The following is a 15,958-nucleotide window of genomic DNA, read 5'->3' as shown; positions in this document are numbered from 1 at the left end:
TTTGCAAATTTTTTCCTCATCTTACAAGAGAAAAAGTTTTTACATCCTCAGCACCAGCTTCTTCCAGCAATTTCTTCACACGATTTATAGTTGTTCCTGTAGTATAAATATCATCTATAAGTAGGATTTTCTTAGGAATGCTGACTCCACTTTTAATAAAGAAAGGAAGTTCTGTCGTCAAGCGTTCTGAGCGACTTTTAGAAGAACTAGCTCTCTCTTCTCTTTTCTCTAATAAATCCAGATACTTGAAACCTGCTGCTTCAACTAAACCTTCAACCTGATTAAATCCTCTGTCAGCATATCTATCACGACTTAGGGGAATTACAACAAATTGATACTCTTTGTACTTTCTCAACTCCGCACTTAAAACTGAAGCGAAAACTTTTCTTAAAAGGAAGTCTCCGTCAAACTTATACCGACTGAAAAAATCCTTCATAGCTTGATTGTAAGTAAAAATCGCTCTATGACTGACTTCAACTCCTTCTTTACACCAAAATTGACAATCTTGACACTTTGTTGACAAACCTGTTTTCATACAGTTTGAACAGTGCTCTTCTCCAATCCTCTCAAGAGTAGAATCACAGCCTGAGCAAAGATAAGAGTCATCATTCTTCAAAAACAAGAGACTACTAAAAGTTAAAACAGTCTTCATAGTCTGCCCACATAACAAACACTTCATAACCCTGCCTCCTTGTTCATCTGCTGAATTTCCTTAATCGCCTTCTTGATTGAATCATTTAATCCGTCATGAAAGAAAAGCAAATCTCCTGTCGGTCTATCCATGCTTCGTCCAACTCGTCCACCAATCTGAATCAAACTAGACTTGGTAAACAAACGATGATTGGCCTCTACTACAAAAACATCCACACAAGGGAAGGTAACTCCACGTTCCAATATCGTCGTACTGATAAGTATTGTCAGTTCTCCGTCTCGAAAAGCTTGTACTTGCTCCAATCGATCTTCTGTGACAGAAGACACAAAACCAATTTTCTCATTTGGAAATTGCTCCTGTAAAATTTCTTTTAGTTGCTCTCCTTTCTTAATTTCTGATGCAAAAATGAGTAACGGATAAGCTGTCTTTCTCTGTTTCTCAATATAAGACTTTAACTTTGGTGACAAACGATTTTTATCCAAATAACGATTAAAATCCGATAACCAAACTGGTTTAGGAATAATCAACGGATTCCCATGGAATCGTCTAGGCAAGCTCAGTCTTTTTAATTCTCCTAAACGGACTTTCCTATCTAATTCATCTGTCGAAGTCGCTGTTAAAAAGATTCTCAGCCCATTCTCCTTTACACTATTCTTGACAGCATGGTAAAGCGTTAGATTATCAACATAAGGAAAGGCATCTACTTCATCCACTATCAGTAAATCAAAAGCTTGATAAAATTTCAATAACTGATGAGTCGTCGCAACAACTAATGGTGTTCGAAAATAAGGTTCCGATTCTCCATGTAGGAGGGCTACCTCACAAGAAAAATCATTTTGCAGGCGCTTGTACAGCTCCAAACAAACATCTATGCGAGGACTGGCTAAACAAACTGCACCACCCGCATTGATCACCTTAGCCACAACTTGATAAATCATTTCTGTCTTTCCAGCCCCTGTCACCGCGTGAACTAAAGTTGGCTCTTGCTTGTCTACTGCTTGAATCAGTCCCTCTGACACCTTCTCTTGAAAAGGAGTTAATTGACCACGCCATTTAAGAACATCCTGTTTAGGAAAATCCTCCTGCGGAAAATAGTATAAAGCTTGGTCACTCCTGACTCGCTTCATCAGCAAGCACTCTCGACAATAGTAAGCACCAATGGGCAAATACCATTCCTCCAGAATAGTACTATCACAACGTTGACAGAAAAGTTTCCCCTTCTCCTTTCTCATTGCTGGAAGTTTCTCCGCCAACTGACGTTCCTCTTCTGTTAATTCATTCTCCGTAAACAAACGACCGAGATAATTTGGATTTACTTTCATACTTCTTTATTCGTAAAAACCTAGCGCTTTAGATGATTTTTTAGTACAATTAAATCATGGAATTTAGAACAATTAAAGAGGACGGTCAAGTCCAAGAAGAAATCAAAAAATCTCGCTTTATCTGTCATGCCAAGCGTGTTTATAGCGAAGAAGAGGCTCATGACTTCATTACTGCCATCAAGAAAGAGCACTACAAAGCTACGCATAACTGCTCTGCCTTCATTATTGGGGAACGTAGTGAAATCAAACGTACAAGTGATGATGGTGAACCTAGTGGTACTGCTGGCGTTCCCATGCTTGGGGTGCTAGAAAATCACAATCTGACCAATGTCTGTGTGGTAGTGACGCGCTACTTTGGTGGTATTAAACTAGGCGCTGGAGGATTGATTCGTGCTTACGCTGGCAGTGTTGCCTTAGCTGTCAAAGAAATTGGCATTATTGAAATAAAGGAACAAGCTGGAATTTCTATTCAAATGTCCTACGCTCAGTACCAAGAATATAATAACTTCCTTAAAGAACATACTCTCATGGAGCTGGATACAAACTTTACAGATCAAGTCAATACAATGATTTATGTTGATAAAGAAGAAAAAGAAAATATTAAAGCTGCACTTGTAGAGTTTTTTAATGGAAAGGTCACTTTAACTGATCAAGATTTACGAGAAGTTGAAGTTCCTGTAAACTTAGTGTAAATAAAGGAGAAAAATATGGCATTTGGTAAATTCATTCAAGGACTAGCTGGTAACTTTAGCGAGCAAAACAAAGAAACTCTTATCAAAGAATATGGACAATATCTACTAGAAAATGAGGAAATTCAAAGTGGATATAAACTGATTCGTGACTCAATTATATTTACAAATATACGTATTATCTTTACAGATAAACAAGGCGCTACCGGTCGTAAGATGTCTATTAAATCAATCTTTTTGATGAACATTGTTAACGTTGAAATGGAAACTGCTGGAGCAGGTATAGATGATAGTGAAATTACTATTACTTATTTAGAAAATGTCTTTCTAAAAGCACATAATGAGCATTTTAGTGCTCATAAATTTGAATTCCCTAAGAAAACGGATATCGTTCCACTTTACACCTATTTATTAGAATTAGCTTATCACAATCGCTTGAAAATTAATGGCTTAGACCTATGATATAAAAAAATCCTATCACTTCGATAGGATTTCTATATTTTACAAATGGTATAGATAGCGTTATACTAGAAATATCTTATATAAAGAGGTATTCATATGTCTATTTATAACAACATTACTGAACTAATCGGACAAACACCGATTGTTAAACTCAACAACATTGTGCCAGAAGGTGCTGCGGACGTCTATGTAAAGATTGAAGCATTTAACCCTGGTTCATCGGTAAAAGACCGTATTGCCCTTAGCATGATTGAAAAAGCTGAACAAGACGGTATTCTGAAACCTGGCTCTACTATTGTTGAAGCAACAAGTGGAAACACTGGTATTGGACTTTCATGGGTAGGTGCTGCTAAAGGGTATAAAGTCGTCATCGTTATGCCTGAAACTATGAGTGTAGAACGACGTAAGATTATCCAAGCTTATGGTGCTGAACTCGTCCTAACTCCTGGTAGTGAGGGAATGAAAGGCGCTATTGCCAAAGCTCAAGAAATCGCTGCTGAACGTGATGGTTTCCTTCCTCTTCAATTTGACAATCCAGCTAATCCAGAAGTACACGAAAGAACAACAGGAGCTGAAATACTAGCTGCTTTCGGTAAAGATGGACTAGATGCCTTTGTTGCTGGAGTTGGTACCGGTGGAACAATTTCTGGTGTTTCTCATGCACTCAAAACAGCAAATTCAAGTATTCAAGTTTATGCAGTGGAAGCAGACGAATCTGCTATTCTATCTGGTGAAAAACCTGGTCCTCACAAAATTCAAGGTATCTCAGCTGGATTTATTCCTGATACACTGGATACAAAGGCTTATGATGGTATCGTTCGTGTAACATCAGACAACGCTCTCGCACTCGGTCGTGAAATTGGCGGAAAAGAAGGCTTCCTTGTAGGGATTTCTTCAGCTGCAGCCATCTACGGAGCCATCGAGGTTGCCAAAAAATTAGGTACAGGTAAAAAAGTCCTTGCTCTAGCACCAGATAACGGTGAACGTTATTTGTCTACAGCACTCTATGAATTTGAAGTGTAGTCTCCTAAATACATTTAGCCCTTATTATAGGGCTTTTTATTTATACCTTAAAAGTAGGAACATCTCCCTATAAAGATCGATTGCATAGAAAAAGGAAGCAATTTGGCTTCCTTTTTATTATTAGTTATTCAAGGCTGCTGCCATTGTAGCTGCAACTTCAGCTTCAAAGTCATTTGCAGCTTTCTCAATACCTTCACCAACTTCAAAGCGAGCGAACTCAACTACTGAAGCGTTAACTGATTCAAGGTATGCTTCAACTGTCTTGCTGTCATCCATGATGTAAACTTGTGCAAGAAGTGTGTAAGCTTGGTCAACTTTAGTGTTATCAAGCATGAAGCGATCCATTTTACCTGGGATGATTTTGTCCCAGATTTTTTCTGGTTTACCTTCTGCAGCCAATTCAGCTTTGATGTCAGCTTCAGCTTGCGCAATTACTTCATCAGTCAATTGAGCTTTTGATCCATACTTCAAGTGTGGAAGAGCTGGTTTGTTAACCATTGCACGGCTTTCGTTGTCTTGGTCGATAACGTGGTTCAATTGTGCCAACTCATCTTTAACGAATTGCTCATCCAATTCTTTGTAAGAAAGAACTGTTGGTTTCATCGCTGCGATGTGCATTGACAATTGTTTAGCAAGAGCTTCGTCTCCACCTTCAACAACTGAAATAACACCGATACGTCCACCATTATGTTGGTATGCTCCAAAGTGTTGTGCATCTGTTTTTTCAATCAATGCAAAGCGACGGAATGAGATTTTTTCTCCGATAGTTGCTGTTGCAGATACGTATGCAGCTTCAAGAGTTTCACCTGAAGGCATTGTCAAAGCAAGTGCTTCTTCATTATTAGCAGGTTTTCCTTCAGCAATAACTTTAGCTGTAGTATTTACCAATTCAACGAATTGAGCATTTTTCGCAACGAAGTCAGTTTCAGCGTTTACTTCAATAACTGCTGCAACATTACCGTTAACGTAAACACCAGTCAAACCTTCTGCAGCAACACGGTCAGCCTTCTTAGCTGCCTTAGCCATACCTTTTTCACGAAGCAATTCAATCGCTTTTTCGATGTCACCGTCTGTTTCTACAAGCGCTTTTTTAGCGTCCATAACACCGGCACCAGATTTTTCACGCAACTCTTTTACAAGTTTAGCTGTAATTTCTGCCATTTTGATTCTCCTATATTTTTTAAAAATAGGAGAGCCGGGCTAAGCCCCGCCCTCCTAGGTAATTACTATTTATATGAATTAAGCGTTGTCGCCTTCTACGACTTCAACGATTTCTTCGATTGAATCTGCTTGAGCTTCTGAAGCTGCAAATTCTGCTTCAACTGCTGCTGCATCTTCACCTTGACGTCCTTCGATGATAGCGTCAGCCAATTTAGCTGTAATCAATTTAACAGCGCGGATAGCGTCATCGTTAGCTGGGATGATTACATCGATATCATCTGGATCAGTGTTTGTGTCAACCATCGCTACAACTGGGATTCCCAATTTTTTAGCTTCTTTAACAGCGATTTGCTCTTTATGTGGGTCAACTACATACATCACATCTGGAATACGAGGCATATCTTCGATACCACCCAAGAATTTTTCAAGACGTGCACGTTGTTTGTTAAGAAGTGCAACTTCTTTTTTAGGAAGAACTTCGAAAGTTCCATCTTCTTCCATACGTTTGATTTCTTTCAAACGAGCGATACGTTTTTGGATTGTTCCCCAGTTTGTAAGAGTTCCACCCAACCAACGGTGGTTGATAAAGTATTGACCTGAACGTACTGCTTCTTCAGCAACTGCATCAGCCGCTTGTTTCTTAGTACCAACGAACAATACAACTGCATCGTTAGCTGCTGCATCACGCATGAAGTCGTATGCTTGGTCAGCGTATTTTACAGTTTGTTGCAAGTCGATAACGTGGATTCCGTTACGCTCTGTAAAGATGTATTTAGCCATCTTAGGGTTCCAGCGACGAGTTTGGTGACCAAAGTGTACACCAGCCTCAAGAAGTTGTTTCATTGAAATTACTGCCATGAGTATTTCTCCTTTTTGTTTTTTTCCTCTTCTTGACTTCAACTCGCAAAACGACCCAAGGGCAACTGTCTCACAATTCATCAAGAATGAGTATTATCGTTCACACGACAAGTTTCATTTTACCATACTTTTTCAATATTTTCAAGTTTTTTAAGAATTTTTTTAGAGAGACTATCGCCACTAAAAAAGAGACTCTATTAAGTCTCCTTTTCTAATTAATCTGCATAAATATATGTTACAAAACCTGACGACGTAGTTGTCGGATTGAACCATCCACGATGATTTCCAAGCGTGCGATTACCAGCATAATTTGATTCTGACACTTGGATACGTGTTGTTGATTCTACAGCAGTGACTACCGCTACGTGTCCATATCCACCATCATTCCAACATGCAATCGCACCAACTTGAGGTGTTGAACCTGTACGGAATCCTGCAGCAGCTGCACTTGTAGCCCACTGTGCTCCATTACCCCAATAGTCTCCAGCCCAAGGTGCTAATGTTTTAACTCCCCATGTACATTCTCCAATTGGATAACTTGAAGCATTTGTACTGTATGTTGGGCGTTGTTTGACTGCCACAGGAGTGTATGTTGTTGATTCCGAAGAAGCTACAGCTTGAACCTGTGCTGCAAAAGTCGTATTTCCAGAAGCAACAACTGTTTGTTGTTGACTTACTTGTTTTGCCTTGTAAGCTGCTTCTGCCTCTGCTGCTGCTTTTGCTGCCGCTTCTGCTTCTGCTTTTTTCTCTAGCAAACTTGCTTTTTCATCTTCTGCTGTCGCTTTTTCAGCAGCAAGATTTAATTCTGCAGCCTTCAACTCAGCTTGTTTCGTTGTTAGAGCTTGTGCATCATCAGACAATTTCTGTTGATTTGCAATTACTGTATTAATTGCGTCATTGTTTGCCACTTGCTTCTCAGAAATTGCTTTTTTATCTGCTTTTTGTTGTTCCAACATTTTGTTGTTAGCAGATACAATTTCATTCATTGCTGCTACACGTGAAATAGCTTCTGTAATTGATTTTGAGTTTACAATCGTATTGATGTAGCTAGTTGCAGCTCCATTTGTTTGAGCACTACGAGCTTGTTTTTCCAAAGAATCATTGCGAGATACAATGTTTTTAGAAAGTTCTGTGATCTCACTCTCAAGTTTTTTGGATTCTGCTTGCAATCTATCATTTTCAGCTTGCAAGTTAGATTGCTCAGCTTGAATAGCTGATACTTGCTCCTGAATTTGGTCAACTTGTTTTTGGGCTTCTTGTTGTTGTGCTGTTAAGTTACTAATTTTATTATCTTGAGCAGCAATTTTGTCATCAGTCGTTTCTGCATGCGCAGTTGTTAAAACAGCTACTTGAGAAACCATTACTGTACTTAATAAAAGTGACGCTAAGATTTTTTTCTTCATATTACGTAGATACTCCTTCTTTTAAAGACAATACTAGTATACCAAAAAAAGGCCTAATGAATATTACGCCTTTGTTACATTTTTGTTTCTTTCTCATAGATAATATTTTTCAAAAATAAACTGAAAAATAAGCATCCACACAAGATTTAAAATCATGGATGGTACTAGACTATAAACGATAAAAATCGGCAGACTATCTACAGTTAAACCTACCGCTAATGCAAAGAGATAAGCTCCCATATCAAATAGAAAACTCATAACAATCATAGCCAAGATTCTTGTCCAACGATTCAATAAAATAACACTATTCAACTTATAAAGAAAGGCTCCCAATAAGATAAATAAGAGAGTTGCAATCCCTATTAGATGGAAAAAGTAAACATCATAAACCAAGCCTATCACAAAACAATAGACGAGGTAGAAATACTCTGATACTTCTATCGTCTCAAATAATAGAAATAAAAACAGAAAATGACTAGCCAAATGTACATGTGGGGAAAATGAGCCCATAAGCTGACTAATATGGGCGTCAATTAGAACAAAGAAAGGAAGCAATAAAAACACTCCAACCCGCTTCAGCTGTCTCATTATGAATTCCCCACTAATTCTATCACATCCACATTATGAGTATCTGCACTCAATTTAACAGTTACTTCCCGTGTCAAATAGTCTGTACTATGCGTTGTGGCAACCACTTCACCAACAGGAATATCCGCAACGTTAAAGTTTCCTAATCCACCCGTTATCACCTTATCTCCTGCACTAATATCGCTATTGCTATTTAATTGGCTAATTTTAAGAACTTCATTTTCCTTGTCAAAACCAACAATAATCCCATAAATTGTAGTAGAACCATGTTGAATTTTAACAGAAATCTTATCAGCATTTTCCGTATTTGTCAGAAGGTTGACTATAGTAGAGTTCTCCTCTACTTTTGAAACACTCCCAATCAAGCCACCATTTGCAATAGCTAACATGTTCTCAGAAGCCCCTTTTGATTTGCCTACATCTAAGGTCAATTCCTGCTTCCAAGATACCGGAGAACGCATAATAACATCTGCTGCTAAAGTCTTTGTGGCTTGCAACTTGGACTTCATATCAAGCAATTGGCGCAGTTGTTCATTTTCCGTCTTTAAACTTTCCGCCTCATTTGATTTAACTTCTAACTGGTAAATCTGTTTCTTCAAACTTTCATTTTCATTATATGTTCGTGTTAAGTGAACCAAATCTGATTTGACAGAATCAAACCACTGAAAAGGTTTTTGTACAACCCTATCAACCAATGAGATTCCATCTCCTAATTTTGTCACAATTGTACTTGAATAAGTCGTCGCCAAGAGAGCTGACACAAGCAGAACAATGACAAAAACAATAATGACATATTTTGATTTTTTAAAACGGTTCATATCCCTACCTTTATATCAAAAACTGTTACAGTAACTTTTAATCAATTCCTGAAATCTACTAAGATTTTAAGAAAAATAAACAACAACCAAGTACGAGAATAACAAGAATTACTAGCGTATCCTTTCGAGTCCATTTCAATTGTCTGTATTGACTTCTGCCTTTTCCACCCTGATAACCACGCGCTTCCATGGCGATAGCCAAGGAATCTGCACGTTTTAAACTTGTCGCAAAAAGAGGAATCAAAATAGGAATCATAGCCTTTACTTTTTGAACAATACTTCCTTCTCCAAAATCCACTCCACGCGCTTTCTGCGCATTCATAATCCGCGTCGTATCATCCATCAAGGTTGGGACAAAACGTAGACTCATGGACAGCATCAATCCAATTTCATGAACTGGAACTCTCACACGTTTTAAAGGCGCTAACAAAGCTTCGACAGCTGAGGCCAAACTTAAGGGCATGGTCGTTAAGGTTAACAAAGTTGAAAAGAAAATGATCAATACAAAGCGACAAAAAATAATTCCAGCTTGTTGCAAAGCATAATCCGTGATTCTCACAAATGAAAACTCAATTAAAACATTCCCATTAGAAATGAAAAACAGTTGAAAAATAGTTGTGAAGGCAATCAAGAAAAACATAGACTTCAAGCCCTGAATAAAAAATGAAAGAGATACTCCTGACAAGGCAATAAATATCCCTATCGCTATAAAAAGAATAAGATTCGTCAAGGGATTATTAGCCCAAAAAACGATCAAAATTAGTAGCATCATGGCCAGCAATTTGCTGCGTGGGTCCAACCGGTGAACAATCGAATCCCCTGGGATATAACGCCCCAAAATCATACTATCCATTTAGAGACTCCTTGAACTCCTCTATCTTAATCGGTAATCGTTTAAATGACACACCTCTATCAGCCAATCGTTTACAAAATGCTGTAATCTTAGGTACTCCCAACTGAACTTCTTCCATAAAAACAACATCTTGAAAGACATCACTTGGTTTGCCACCCTTCACTAAACGTCCCTTTTCCATTACATAGACTTGATTCGCATATTCAGCAACATCATCCATCAAATGCGTTACCAAGACGATAGTCATCCCTGACTGGTGGAGTTTTTTAAACAAATTCATCAACTCTTTTCTCCCCAGGGGATCTAGGCCTGCTGTAGGTTCATCTAAGACTAATATAGCTGGCTCCATGGCAAGTATGCCTGCAATGGCTACACGTCTCATTTGTCCACCTGACAACTCAAACGGACTGCGATTAAAAAGTGATTCGTCAATTCCAACCAGAGCCAGTTTCTCACGCGCAATCTTCTCCGCATCTTCTTCAGAAACTCCAAAATTTTGCGGTCCAAAAGCAACATCCTTCAAAACTGTTTCTTCAAAGATCTGATTTTCAGCAAACTGAAATACCAAGCCAACCTGTTTTCTAATTTGACGAATATCTTTATTTTTAGAAGTCGAGGTGATTAAGGTATCAAAAACTCGTACACTTCCTTGACTTGGCACCAATAACCCATTTAAGAGTTGTAAAATAGTTGATTTGCCACTACCTGTATGCCCAATTAAAGCCGTATAAGAACCATCCTCAATCGTCAAAGAAACATCCGACAAAGCTGTTGAAGCTAAAGGAGTACCTTCTTGATATGTAAAACTCACATTTTCTAGAGCAATTCCCATAGCTTATCCTCTAGCTCACTTTCTGTCAAATAATTTTCAGGCAAATCATAGCCATGCTGGTGCAAAGAATGTTTTAATTGATTGGCAAAAGGATCGTCTAATCCAATTTGATCTAAATCATTTCGAGAGAAAAGCTCCCTTGGACTACTAGTTGATTCAATTGCTCCTTTTTTCATGACCAATACGCGATCACTCATAGCAACTTCTTCCAAATCATGTGTAATGGAAATGATCGTCATATCATAGTCTTTTCGAATTCCTTGTACTGTCTCAATCAGTTCTCTACGCCCCTCAGGATCCAACATACTCGTTGCCTCATCTAGGATTAGAATCGCTGGTCTTAGGGCTACAACGCCTGCAATAGCCACACGTTGCTTTTGACCACCTGATAGACGCGCTGGCTCTCTCTTTTTGAAGTCCAACATGCCAACCAAATCCAGGGCTTCTTCCACTCTCTTTTTCATTTCTTGACGAGAAAGTCCCTGATTTTCCAAACCAAAGGCAACATCATCTTCAACAGTCGCTCCAACAAATTGATTGTCTGGATTTTGAAAAACCATACCGATTTGACGACGTATGCTCCAAACAGTCTCCTCAGTCAACTGTTGGCCATTGATTACAATCTCTCCAGATTCTGCTTCAAATAATCCATCAATTAACCGTACTGTCGTTGATTTACCACTACCATTATGCCCTACAATCGAAAGCCATTCTCCACGTTTCACGTGAAACGTAATATCCTTCACATCATAGTATTCCTGACTTTCTTTATAGCGAAAAGAAAGATTTTTTACATCAATTATTGATTTCATTTCGAACCAAATGTCCCTTTAAATACATAGGCACTACCCTTGAAATAGTCATAGCCAGAGTAGATAGTGAAAAATAAGGCTACATAAAGTAGAACTTGACCAATCAAAGTCCAATGTAATAGCAAGAAAATAATCGCAAACATCTGACTGAAAGTTTTAATTTTCCCAGGCATTGCTGCTGCTAAGACTGTCCCACCAGTTTCAACCAATAAAAGCCTTAAACCTGTCACAGCCAACTCTCGACAGATAATCACTGCAACAATCCAAGCCGGAGCCATCCCTAACTCAATCAACATAATAAAAGCCGACATAACTAGTAGCTTATCCGCCATAGGATCTGCAAATTTACCAAAATTACTGACCACATTCCATTTACGAGCTAAATATCCATCTAAATAGTCTGTAATACTGGCAACAGCAAAGATAATAGCTGCCACTATATGACTCTCTATCGAATTTCCTATCGTTAAAATAAAGATAAAGATGGGAATAAAGAAAATTCGACCTATTGTTAAGAGATTTGGAATTTGTTCTTTTTTCATTTGTTTTTCCTTAATTCTTAGTAAAGGTTATCGTAATTGTCCCAGTATAAGCTGTTAATTTCGATAAATCAACAGTCTGATTATCTACTATCAAAGCAACACCTTTTACAACACCTAAAGTAATGGTTACAGAATTTTTAGTTGAAACGGTTGTTTCCACACTTTTATTATCCGATGATAAGGTCACTCCACCCTCAAGTTCACTTTCGGAAATACTAACCCAACTTCTAGCATCTGAAACGGATAATTGCAATTTTGCAGTTTCCTTACTTGTTTTATAAGCTATTTCTACATGATTTCCTTCACCTGATACACTTATAGCTGATTCTACACTAGAAGAACTGCTAGATGAACTACTACTTGAGGATTGGGGAACAGAGCTAGTTGAACTTGTTGATTGAACCACACTGTAATTAGAAAGAGAAGGCCCCTCTGGTTGAGTTTGAATATAGTTCCAAACATAATAGGTCACAAAAATTAAAATCGATAAAGCAAAAAGGATAAAATAAAATAAAGGTAAAAATGATGTTTTTTTCTTCTTTTTCTTATTTGAACGTCTACGACCTGTCAACTCATCTTCATCAACGTCTACTTCCTCATAAGTAATCATACTCCCAGAATCATAAGCATCCAAAACAATTTGGTCATCTAATTCAACAGCCCAGGCATATTTTTTCAAGAAAGAACGCGTGTAAAAAGGACTTGGAAGTTGATCGAAATCGTCTGCTTCCATTGCTTCCAACATATCTAACTGGATTTCTGTCTTTTTCTGCAATTCATCTAAACTCAATCCCTGATTGATTCTAGCTAATCGTAAAACCTCACCAATTGTTTTTTTCCTCATACTTGTCATCCCTTCTTTCTAGTGTCTATTATGATAGGTTACTACGATGGGAATATTGTAAAATCAACTATATCCCCTTCATCTATTAAGTGATGCCCTGCTTCAAGGACATCCTCTAAAGTAATTTCCTGTAAAATCTTTGGTAAATCAAAAATTGTCTCACCATGTTCAAAAGCATCATATTGCGTTGCAATAAATTCAAGAGAGTTCATGCTACTGAAAAATTCTCCAAACATCTCTCTTTTGATAATATCTAAATGATCCTCTGTAATATCTAAATCCTTTGTAAAATTACGAATGGCCTTCCTAAATTGATGAGATAAAGCAACTGGCTCTTTCGTATCCATTGTCAACATAACAAAATGAAAACGACTTGTTACTTCAATTTCAAGAGATAAGGAAGCATCTATTTTACCTGATTCATATAACTTTTGAAAACGATCCGAAGTCCAACCAAACATCATTGCAAACAATAATTTTAATAAAATATGATGTCGATAGCAATCCGCTTCAGCAACTTTTCGCTTACCTCTAATCCCAATCGCTAGTTTGGGAGAAGATACTTCCATTCTCATACTGTCTGTTTGCTTTACAGCCTGTAAAACAAATTTTTCTCTTACTACTTCCTGAACATCTAAATCTTCCAGTTCTTTTCTTTCAAAATAGTCCTGTACTTGATCCACATCAAAATTGCCAACCAAAAACAGAGACATATTTACAGGTTTGTAAAACTTTGTAAAATTTTCTTGCAATTTAGTTAGATTGATTTGGGAAATAGACTCCTCGCTTCCAACTATATCCGTTGCTAAAGGTGTACCAGGATACAAATTCGCTAAGGTTGAAAAGAATAAACACGAATCTGGATCATCTTGATACATTTCTCGTTCTTGTTGGATAATATCCTGCTCTATTAAAATGGAATCTTCGGTGAAATGTACTGATGTTACCAATTCATCAAGTAAGTCTAAATTTTCTAAAAAATGAGCCGTTGCTGAAAAAAGATAACTTGTTTTTGTAAAGCTTGTAAAGGCATTACTATCTGCACCTAGACTCGTAAAAGCCGACATCAAGTCGCTAGAATCTTCTCTCTCAAATAATTTATGTTCAAGAAAATGAGCAATTCCTGCAGGATATTCTTTTACATCTCCGTCAACTTCTGTGACAAGCATATCTACCGAACCAAACTGTACAGTTACACTCCCGTAAACCTCTTTAAATTCCTTTTTAGGCAAAAGAGCAACTATCAATCCATTTGACAAACGAGTTCGATAAACCATTTCTTTTACAGCTGGATAGTATTTTTCTTCAAAAACAACCTTTGTCATTCTATTCCTTCCATAAAGTAAATCGCCTGTAGTTTCACATTATTAGCTGCTCTACAAATAGCATCTTTGTCAACTTGCTCAAGCTTTTCAATCCAACTTTTAAAGTCTGCTGAAGATTTCCCAAGTAAAGAATTTTGATAAGCACGTTCAATCAATGAATCTTGATTATCTTGAGAAAGTAACAAAGACCGACGAATCATTTCCTTGGTCTGCTCTAACTCAAACTCTGTAAAATAACCTTTTTTTAAATCAATCAGTTGATTATTCATCATTTTACGAGCCTGGTTCCGATTTTCTCGATCGATACCAGCATACATCCTCAATAACCCACTAAATAAATCAAGCTGACTTGAAATAGTATAGGCCAATCCAGCATTTTCACGGACATTTGTAAATAGTTTAGAGTGAGCAAATCCACCAAGTAAACCATTCATTACAATCATGGATAAATGTTGCTCATCACCATATTCAGAAGGGCAATGATATCCCAACTCTAAAATAGATTGTCCCACATTTTTCCGAACCATACCTTCTTGTAGTATATTGGAATAAGGTTGACAATACTGAACCTTCACATCTCCTTTTCGACCTTTAAAGCCAAATGATTCTAATACATTTTGAATTTCAACCTCATTAAAATCACCTAGGAAAAAGAAATCGATTCGATCATTGGCCAAAAATTCTTGGAAACAAGAATAAGAACTCTGTGGAGTTTCAGCTAAAATACGATTTCGTAAATCACTATATTCCAATTGGAGACGTTCATCATGAAAAAATAATTTGTCTAATTCTTTATGTGCAAAATAAAAAGAATCATCCATATCAGCTGCTAAACTTGCTAGCAATTGCTTTTTCTCAATTTCAAATAAGGACGGATCAAATCCATTATCAACTACCACGGGTGAGAAAAGAGTCTCTTTTACTAGTTCGAAAATCTGAGAAGTTAGCATATTTTTCCTACTTAAAAACTCATCACGAACATAGGTAAATGTCAATTCTACAATGTGACTTTGCCCTCTTCTGAAACAATTGGTTGACATATCTGTACCGTATAGACTGGCCAAGTGTCTTCTCAAATCTTGAGAAGTAGGGTACATCAGATTAGCAGTCTCTAGCATACTCGCACTCAACATGCGACCTGCAATCGTATCAAGAGATAATGGAGCTGTAAAACGCACGGTGATTTTGTTCGTTTTAAACTTCTTTGATTGGATAAAATGTGTTGAAATTCCATGCACTAACTCCATGATTTACCTCCTTATATACAGACTTCTATTATATCACGAAAACCTGAAATTTTCTTGTTCTCTGTAACACTTTTGAAATAAAAATCGCTTACATTTTTCCCAGTTTCTCTCACTATTTTTAGGAAAATATGGTATAATACCAAAGATTGAGGTGAATTATGGAATACAAATTATTTGAAGAATTTATTACCCTCCAAGCACTACTCAAAGAACTTGGAATTACACATAGCGGAGGAGCTATTAAATCCTTTCTCTCTGAACATCCTGTTTACTTTAATGGGGAATTAGAGAGTCGTCGTGGTAAAAAACTTCGTATTGGCGATAAGGTTGACATCCCTGACATGAACATTGACATCTTGTTGACACAACCTACTTCTGAAGAACAAAATGAATACCAAGCTGATAAAGTTGAAAAAGAACGAATCGCTAAACTTGTCAAGGAGATGAATAAAAGAGTAAAAAAAGACAACTCTAAACCTACTTCATTCTCCAAAAGCAAACAAGCTCCACGATTCCCTGGTAGATAA

General features: G+C 37.4%; 18 protein-coding genes. 4 read left to right on the top strand and 14 right to left on the bottom strand.

Translation table 11 applies throughout. From position 1 onward, the window contains the following. Window positions 1-16: 16 nt before the first annotated feature. On the bottom strand, window positions 17-679 hold the full coding sequence (locus ACORHU_RS00165; protein ID WP_434364511.1) for a ComF family protein: 663 nt from the start codon (window positions 677-679) through the stop codon (window positions 17-19). Continuing rightward, complete coding sequence (locus ACORHU_RS00160; RefSeq protein WP_061088572.1) at window positions 676-1,974, bottom strand: DEAD/DEAH box helicase; 1,299 nt, start codon at window positions 1,972-1,974, stop codon at window positions 676-678. The genes ACORHU_RS00165 and ACORHU_RS00160 overlap by 4 nt, the downstream gene beginning before the upstream one ends. Window positions 1,975-2,030: 56 nt before the next feature. On the opposite strand from ACORHU_RS00160, the gene ACORHU_RS00155 reads away from it, so the two are divergent. The 3 genes from ACORHU_RS00155 to cysK all read left to right on the top strand — a co-directional run bounded on the left by ACORHU_RS00155 (window position 2,031) and on the right by cysK (window position 4,148). Continuing rightward, entirely contained in the window at window positions 2,031-2,666 is a 636-nt protein-coding gene (locus ACORHU_RS00155) for a YigZ family protein (protein WP_061088573.1), read from the top strand. 15 nt (window positions 2,667-2,681) lie between these two features. Then, the gene (locus ACORHU_RS00150; RefSeq protein WP_061088574.1) at window positions 2,682-3,125 is read left to right on the top strand and encodes a PH domain-containing protein; all 444 of its coding nucleotides are present in this window, start codon (window positions 2,682-2,684) and stop codon (window positions 3,123-3,125) included. Between the two features lie 96 nt (window positions 3,126-3,221). Continuing rightward, on the top strand, window positions 3,222-4,148 hold the full coding sequence (gene cysK, locus ACORHU_RS00145; RefSeq protein ID WP_061088575.1) for a cysteine synthase A: 927 nt from the start codon (window positions 3,222-3,224) through the stop codon (window positions 4,146-4,148). Window positions 4,149-4,268: 120 nt separating this feature from the next. Here cysK and tsf read toward each other — a convergent pair whose 3' ends face one another. The 12 genes from tsf to yfmF all read right to left on the bottom strand — a co-directional run bounded on the left by tsf (window position 4,269) and on the right by yfmF (window position 15,431). Beyond that, complete coding sequence (tsf, locus tag ACORHU_RS00140; protein WP_033682512.1) at window positions 4,269-5,309, bottom strand: translation elongation factor Ts; 1,041 nt, start codon at window positions 5,307-5,309, stop codon at window positions 4,269-4,271. Between the two features lie 78 nt (window positions 5,310-5,387). Beyond that, on the bottom strand, window positions 5,388-6,167 hold the full coding sequence (gene rpsB, locus ACORHU_RS00135) for a 30S ribosomal protein S2 (protein WP_000268459.1): 780 nt from the start codon (window positions 6,165-6,167) through the stop codon (window positions 5,388-5,390). Window positions 6,168-6,382: 215 nt separating this feature from the next. Beyond that, entirely contained in the window at window positions 6,383-7,570 is a 1,188-nt protein-coding gene (gene pcsB / locus ACORHU_RS00130) for a peptidoglycan hydrolase PcsB (RefSeq protein WP_020900974.1), read from the bottom strand. A 93-nt stretch (window positions 7,571-7,663) separates the two neighbouring features. Next, window positions 7,664-8,158 carry a rod shape-determining protein MreD gene (mreD, locus tag ACORHU_RS00125; RefSeq protein WP_061088576.1) on the bottom strand — a complete coding sequence of 165 codons (495 nt, stop codon included), beginning with the start codon at window positions 8,156-8,158 and terminating at the stop codon, window positions 7,664-7,666. Continuing rightward, entirely contained in the window at window positions 8,158-8,976 is an 819-nt protein-coding gene (gene mreC / locus ACORHU_RS00120) for a rod shape-determining protein MreC (RefSeq protein WP_061088577.1), read from the bottom strand. The genes mreD and mreC overlap by 1 nt, the downstream gene beginning before the upstream one ends. 58 nt (window positions 8,977-9,034) lie before the next feature. Continuing rightward, window positions 9,035-9,829 carry an energy-coupling factor transporter transmembrane component T family protein gene (locus ACORHU_RS00115; RefSeq protein ID WP_061088578.1) on the bottom strand — a complete coding sequence of 265 codons (795 nt, stop codon included), beginning with the start codon at window positions 9,827-9,829 and terminating at the stop codon, window positions 9,035-9,037. Continuing rightward, the gene (locus ACORHU_RS00110; protein ID WP_061088579.1) at window positions 9,822-10,661 is read right to left on the bottom strand and encodes an energy-coupling factor transporter ATPase; all 840 of its coding nucleotides are present in this window, start codon (window positions 10,659-10,661) and stop codon (window positions 9,822-9,824) included. Before ACORHU_RS00110 ends, ACORHU_RS00115 begins: the two co-directional genes overlap by 8 nt. After that, window positions 10,646-11,473, bottom strand: coding sequence for an energy-coupling factor ABC transporter ATP-binding protein (locus ACORHU_RS00105; protein ID WP_061088580.1), 828 nt, complete (start codon window positions 11,471-11,473; stop codon window positions 10,646-10,648). The genes ACORHU_RS00110 and ACORHU_RS00105 overlap by 16 nt, the downstream gene beginning before the upstream one ends. Continuing rightward, the gene (pgsA, locus tag ACORHU_RS00100) at window positions 11,470-12,015 is read right to left on the bottom strand and encodes a CDP-diacylglycerol--glycerol-3-phosphate 3-phosphatidyltransferase (RefSeq protein WP_000712125.1); all 546 of its coding nucleotides are present in this window, start codon (window positions 12,013-12,015) and stop codon (window positions 11,470-11,472) included. Before pgsA ends, ACORHU_RS00105 begins: the two co-directional genes overlap by 4 nt. Window positions 12,016-12,025: 10 nt before the next feature. Then, window positions 12,026-12,859 (bottom strand): cytoskeleton protein RodZ, encoded by an 834-nt coding sequence (gene rodZ / locus ACORHU_RS00095; protein WP_001227955.1) that lies wholly within the window; start codon window positions 12,857-12,859, stop codon window positions 12,026-12,028. A 41-nt stretch (window positions 12,860-12,900) separates the two neighbouring features. Continuing rightward, window positions 12,901-14,184 (bottom strand): EF-P 5-aminopentanol modification-associated protein YfmH, encoded by a 1,284-nt coding sequence (gene yfmH, locus ACORHU_RS00090; protein ID WP_000170223.1) that lies wholly within the window; start codon window positions 14,182-14,184, stop codon window positions 12,901-12,903. Continuing rightward, window positions 14,181-15,431: an EF-P 5-aminopentanol modification-associated protein YfmF gene (gene yfmF / locus ACORHU_RS00085; protein ID WP_434364510.1), complete on the bottom strand. Its 1,251-nt coding sequence runs from the start codon at window positions 15,429-15,431 to the stop codon at window positions 14,181-14,183. The genes yfmH and yfmF overlap by 4 nt, the downstream gene beginning before the upstream one ends. 158 nt (window positions 15,432-15,589) lie before the next feature. Between yfmF and yaaA the strand changes: the two genes are divergently transcribed. Continuing rightward, window positions 15,590-15,958 (top strand): S4 domain-containing protein YaaA, encoded by a 369-nt coding sequence (gene yaaA / locus ACORHU_RS00080; RefSeq protein ID WP_000455889.1) that lies wholly within the window; start codon window positions 15,590-15,592, stop codon window positions 15,956-15,958.

The organism is Streptococcus sp. KHUD_015, assembly GCF_051106265.1.
Classification (GTDB): Bacteria; Bacillota; Bacilli; order Lactobacillales; family Streptococcaceae; genus Streptococcus.
Note: the sequence above shows the minus strand (reverse complement) of the source record. Positions and strands in the feature narration are given on the sequence as shown.

Excerpts from the sequence above, each read along its gene's own strand:
- mreD (WP_061088576.1), bottom strand. The coding sequence starts at position 8,158 with ATGAGACAGCTGAAGCGGGTTGGAGTGTTTTTATTGCTTCCTTTCTTT.
- yfmH (WP_000170223.1), bottom strand. The coding sequence starts at position 14,184 with ATGACAAAGGTTGTTTTTGAAGAAAAATACTATCCAGCTGTAAAAGAA.
- pcsB (WP_020900974.1), bottom strand. The coding sequence starts at position 7,570 with ATGAAGAAAAAAATCTTAGCGTCACTTTTATTAAGTACAGTAATGGTT.
- ACORHU_RS00165 (WP_434364511.1), bottom strand. The coding sequence starts at position 679 with ATGAAGTGTTTGTTATGTGGGCAGACTATGAAGACTGTTTTAACTTTT.
- pgsA (WP_000712125.1), bottom strand. The coding sequence starts at position 12,015 with ATGAAAAAAGAACAAATTCCAAATCTCTTAACAATAGGTCGAATTTTC.
- tsf (WP_033682512.1), bottom strand. The coding sequence starts at position 5,309 with ATGGCAGAAATTACAGCTAAACTTGTAAAAGAGTTGCGTGAAAAATCT.
- ACORHU_RS00115 (WP_061088578.1), bottom strand. The coding sequence starts at position 9,829 with ATGGATAGTATGATTTTGGGGCGTTATATCCCAGGGGATTCGATTGTT.
- ACORHU_RS00160 (WP_061088572.1), bottom strand. The coding sequence starts at position 1,974 with ATGAAAGTAAATCCAAATTATCTCGGTCGTTTGTTTACGGAGAATGAA.
- cysK (WP_061088575.1), top strand. The coding sequence starts at position 3,222 with ATGTCTATTTATAACAACATTACTGAACTAATCGGACAAACACCGATT.
- ACORHU_RS00155 (WP_061088573.1), top strand. The coding sequence starts at position 2,031 with ATGGAATTTAGAACAATTAAAGAGGACGGTCAAGTCCAAGAAGAAATC.
- ACORHU_RS00150 (WP_061088574.1), top strand. The coding sequence starts at position 2,682 with ATGGCATTTGGTAAATTCATTCAAGGACTAGCTGGTAACTTTAGCGAG.
- ACORHU_RS00105 (WP_061088580.1), bottom strand. The coding sequence starts at position 11,473 with ATGAAATCAATAATTGATGTAAAAAATCTTTCTTTTCGCTATAAAGAA.
- yaaA (WP_000455889.1), top strand. The coding sequence starts at position 15,590 with ATGGAATACAAATTATTTGAAGAATTTATTACCCTCCAAGCACTACTC.
- mreC (WP_061088577.1), bottom strand. The coding sequence starts at position 8,976 with ATGAACCGTTTTAAAAAATCAAAATATGTCATTATTGTTTTTGTCATT.
- rodZ (WP_001227955.1), bottom strand. The coding sequence starts at position 12,859 with ATGAGGAAAAAAACAATTGGTGAGGTTTTACGATTAGCTAGAATCAAT.
- rpsB (WP_000268459.1), bottom strand. The coding sequence starts at position 6,167 with ATGGCAGTAATTTCAATGAAACAACTTCTTGAGGCTGGTGTACACTTT.
- ACORHU_RS00110 (WP_061088579.1), bottom strand. The coding sequence starts at position 10,661 with ATGGGAATTGCTCTAGAAAATGTGAGTTTTACATATCAAGAAGGTACT.
- yfmF (WP_434364510.1), bottom strand. The coding sequence starts at position 15,431 with ATGGAGTTAGTGCATGGAATTTCAACACATTTTATCCAATCAAAGAAG.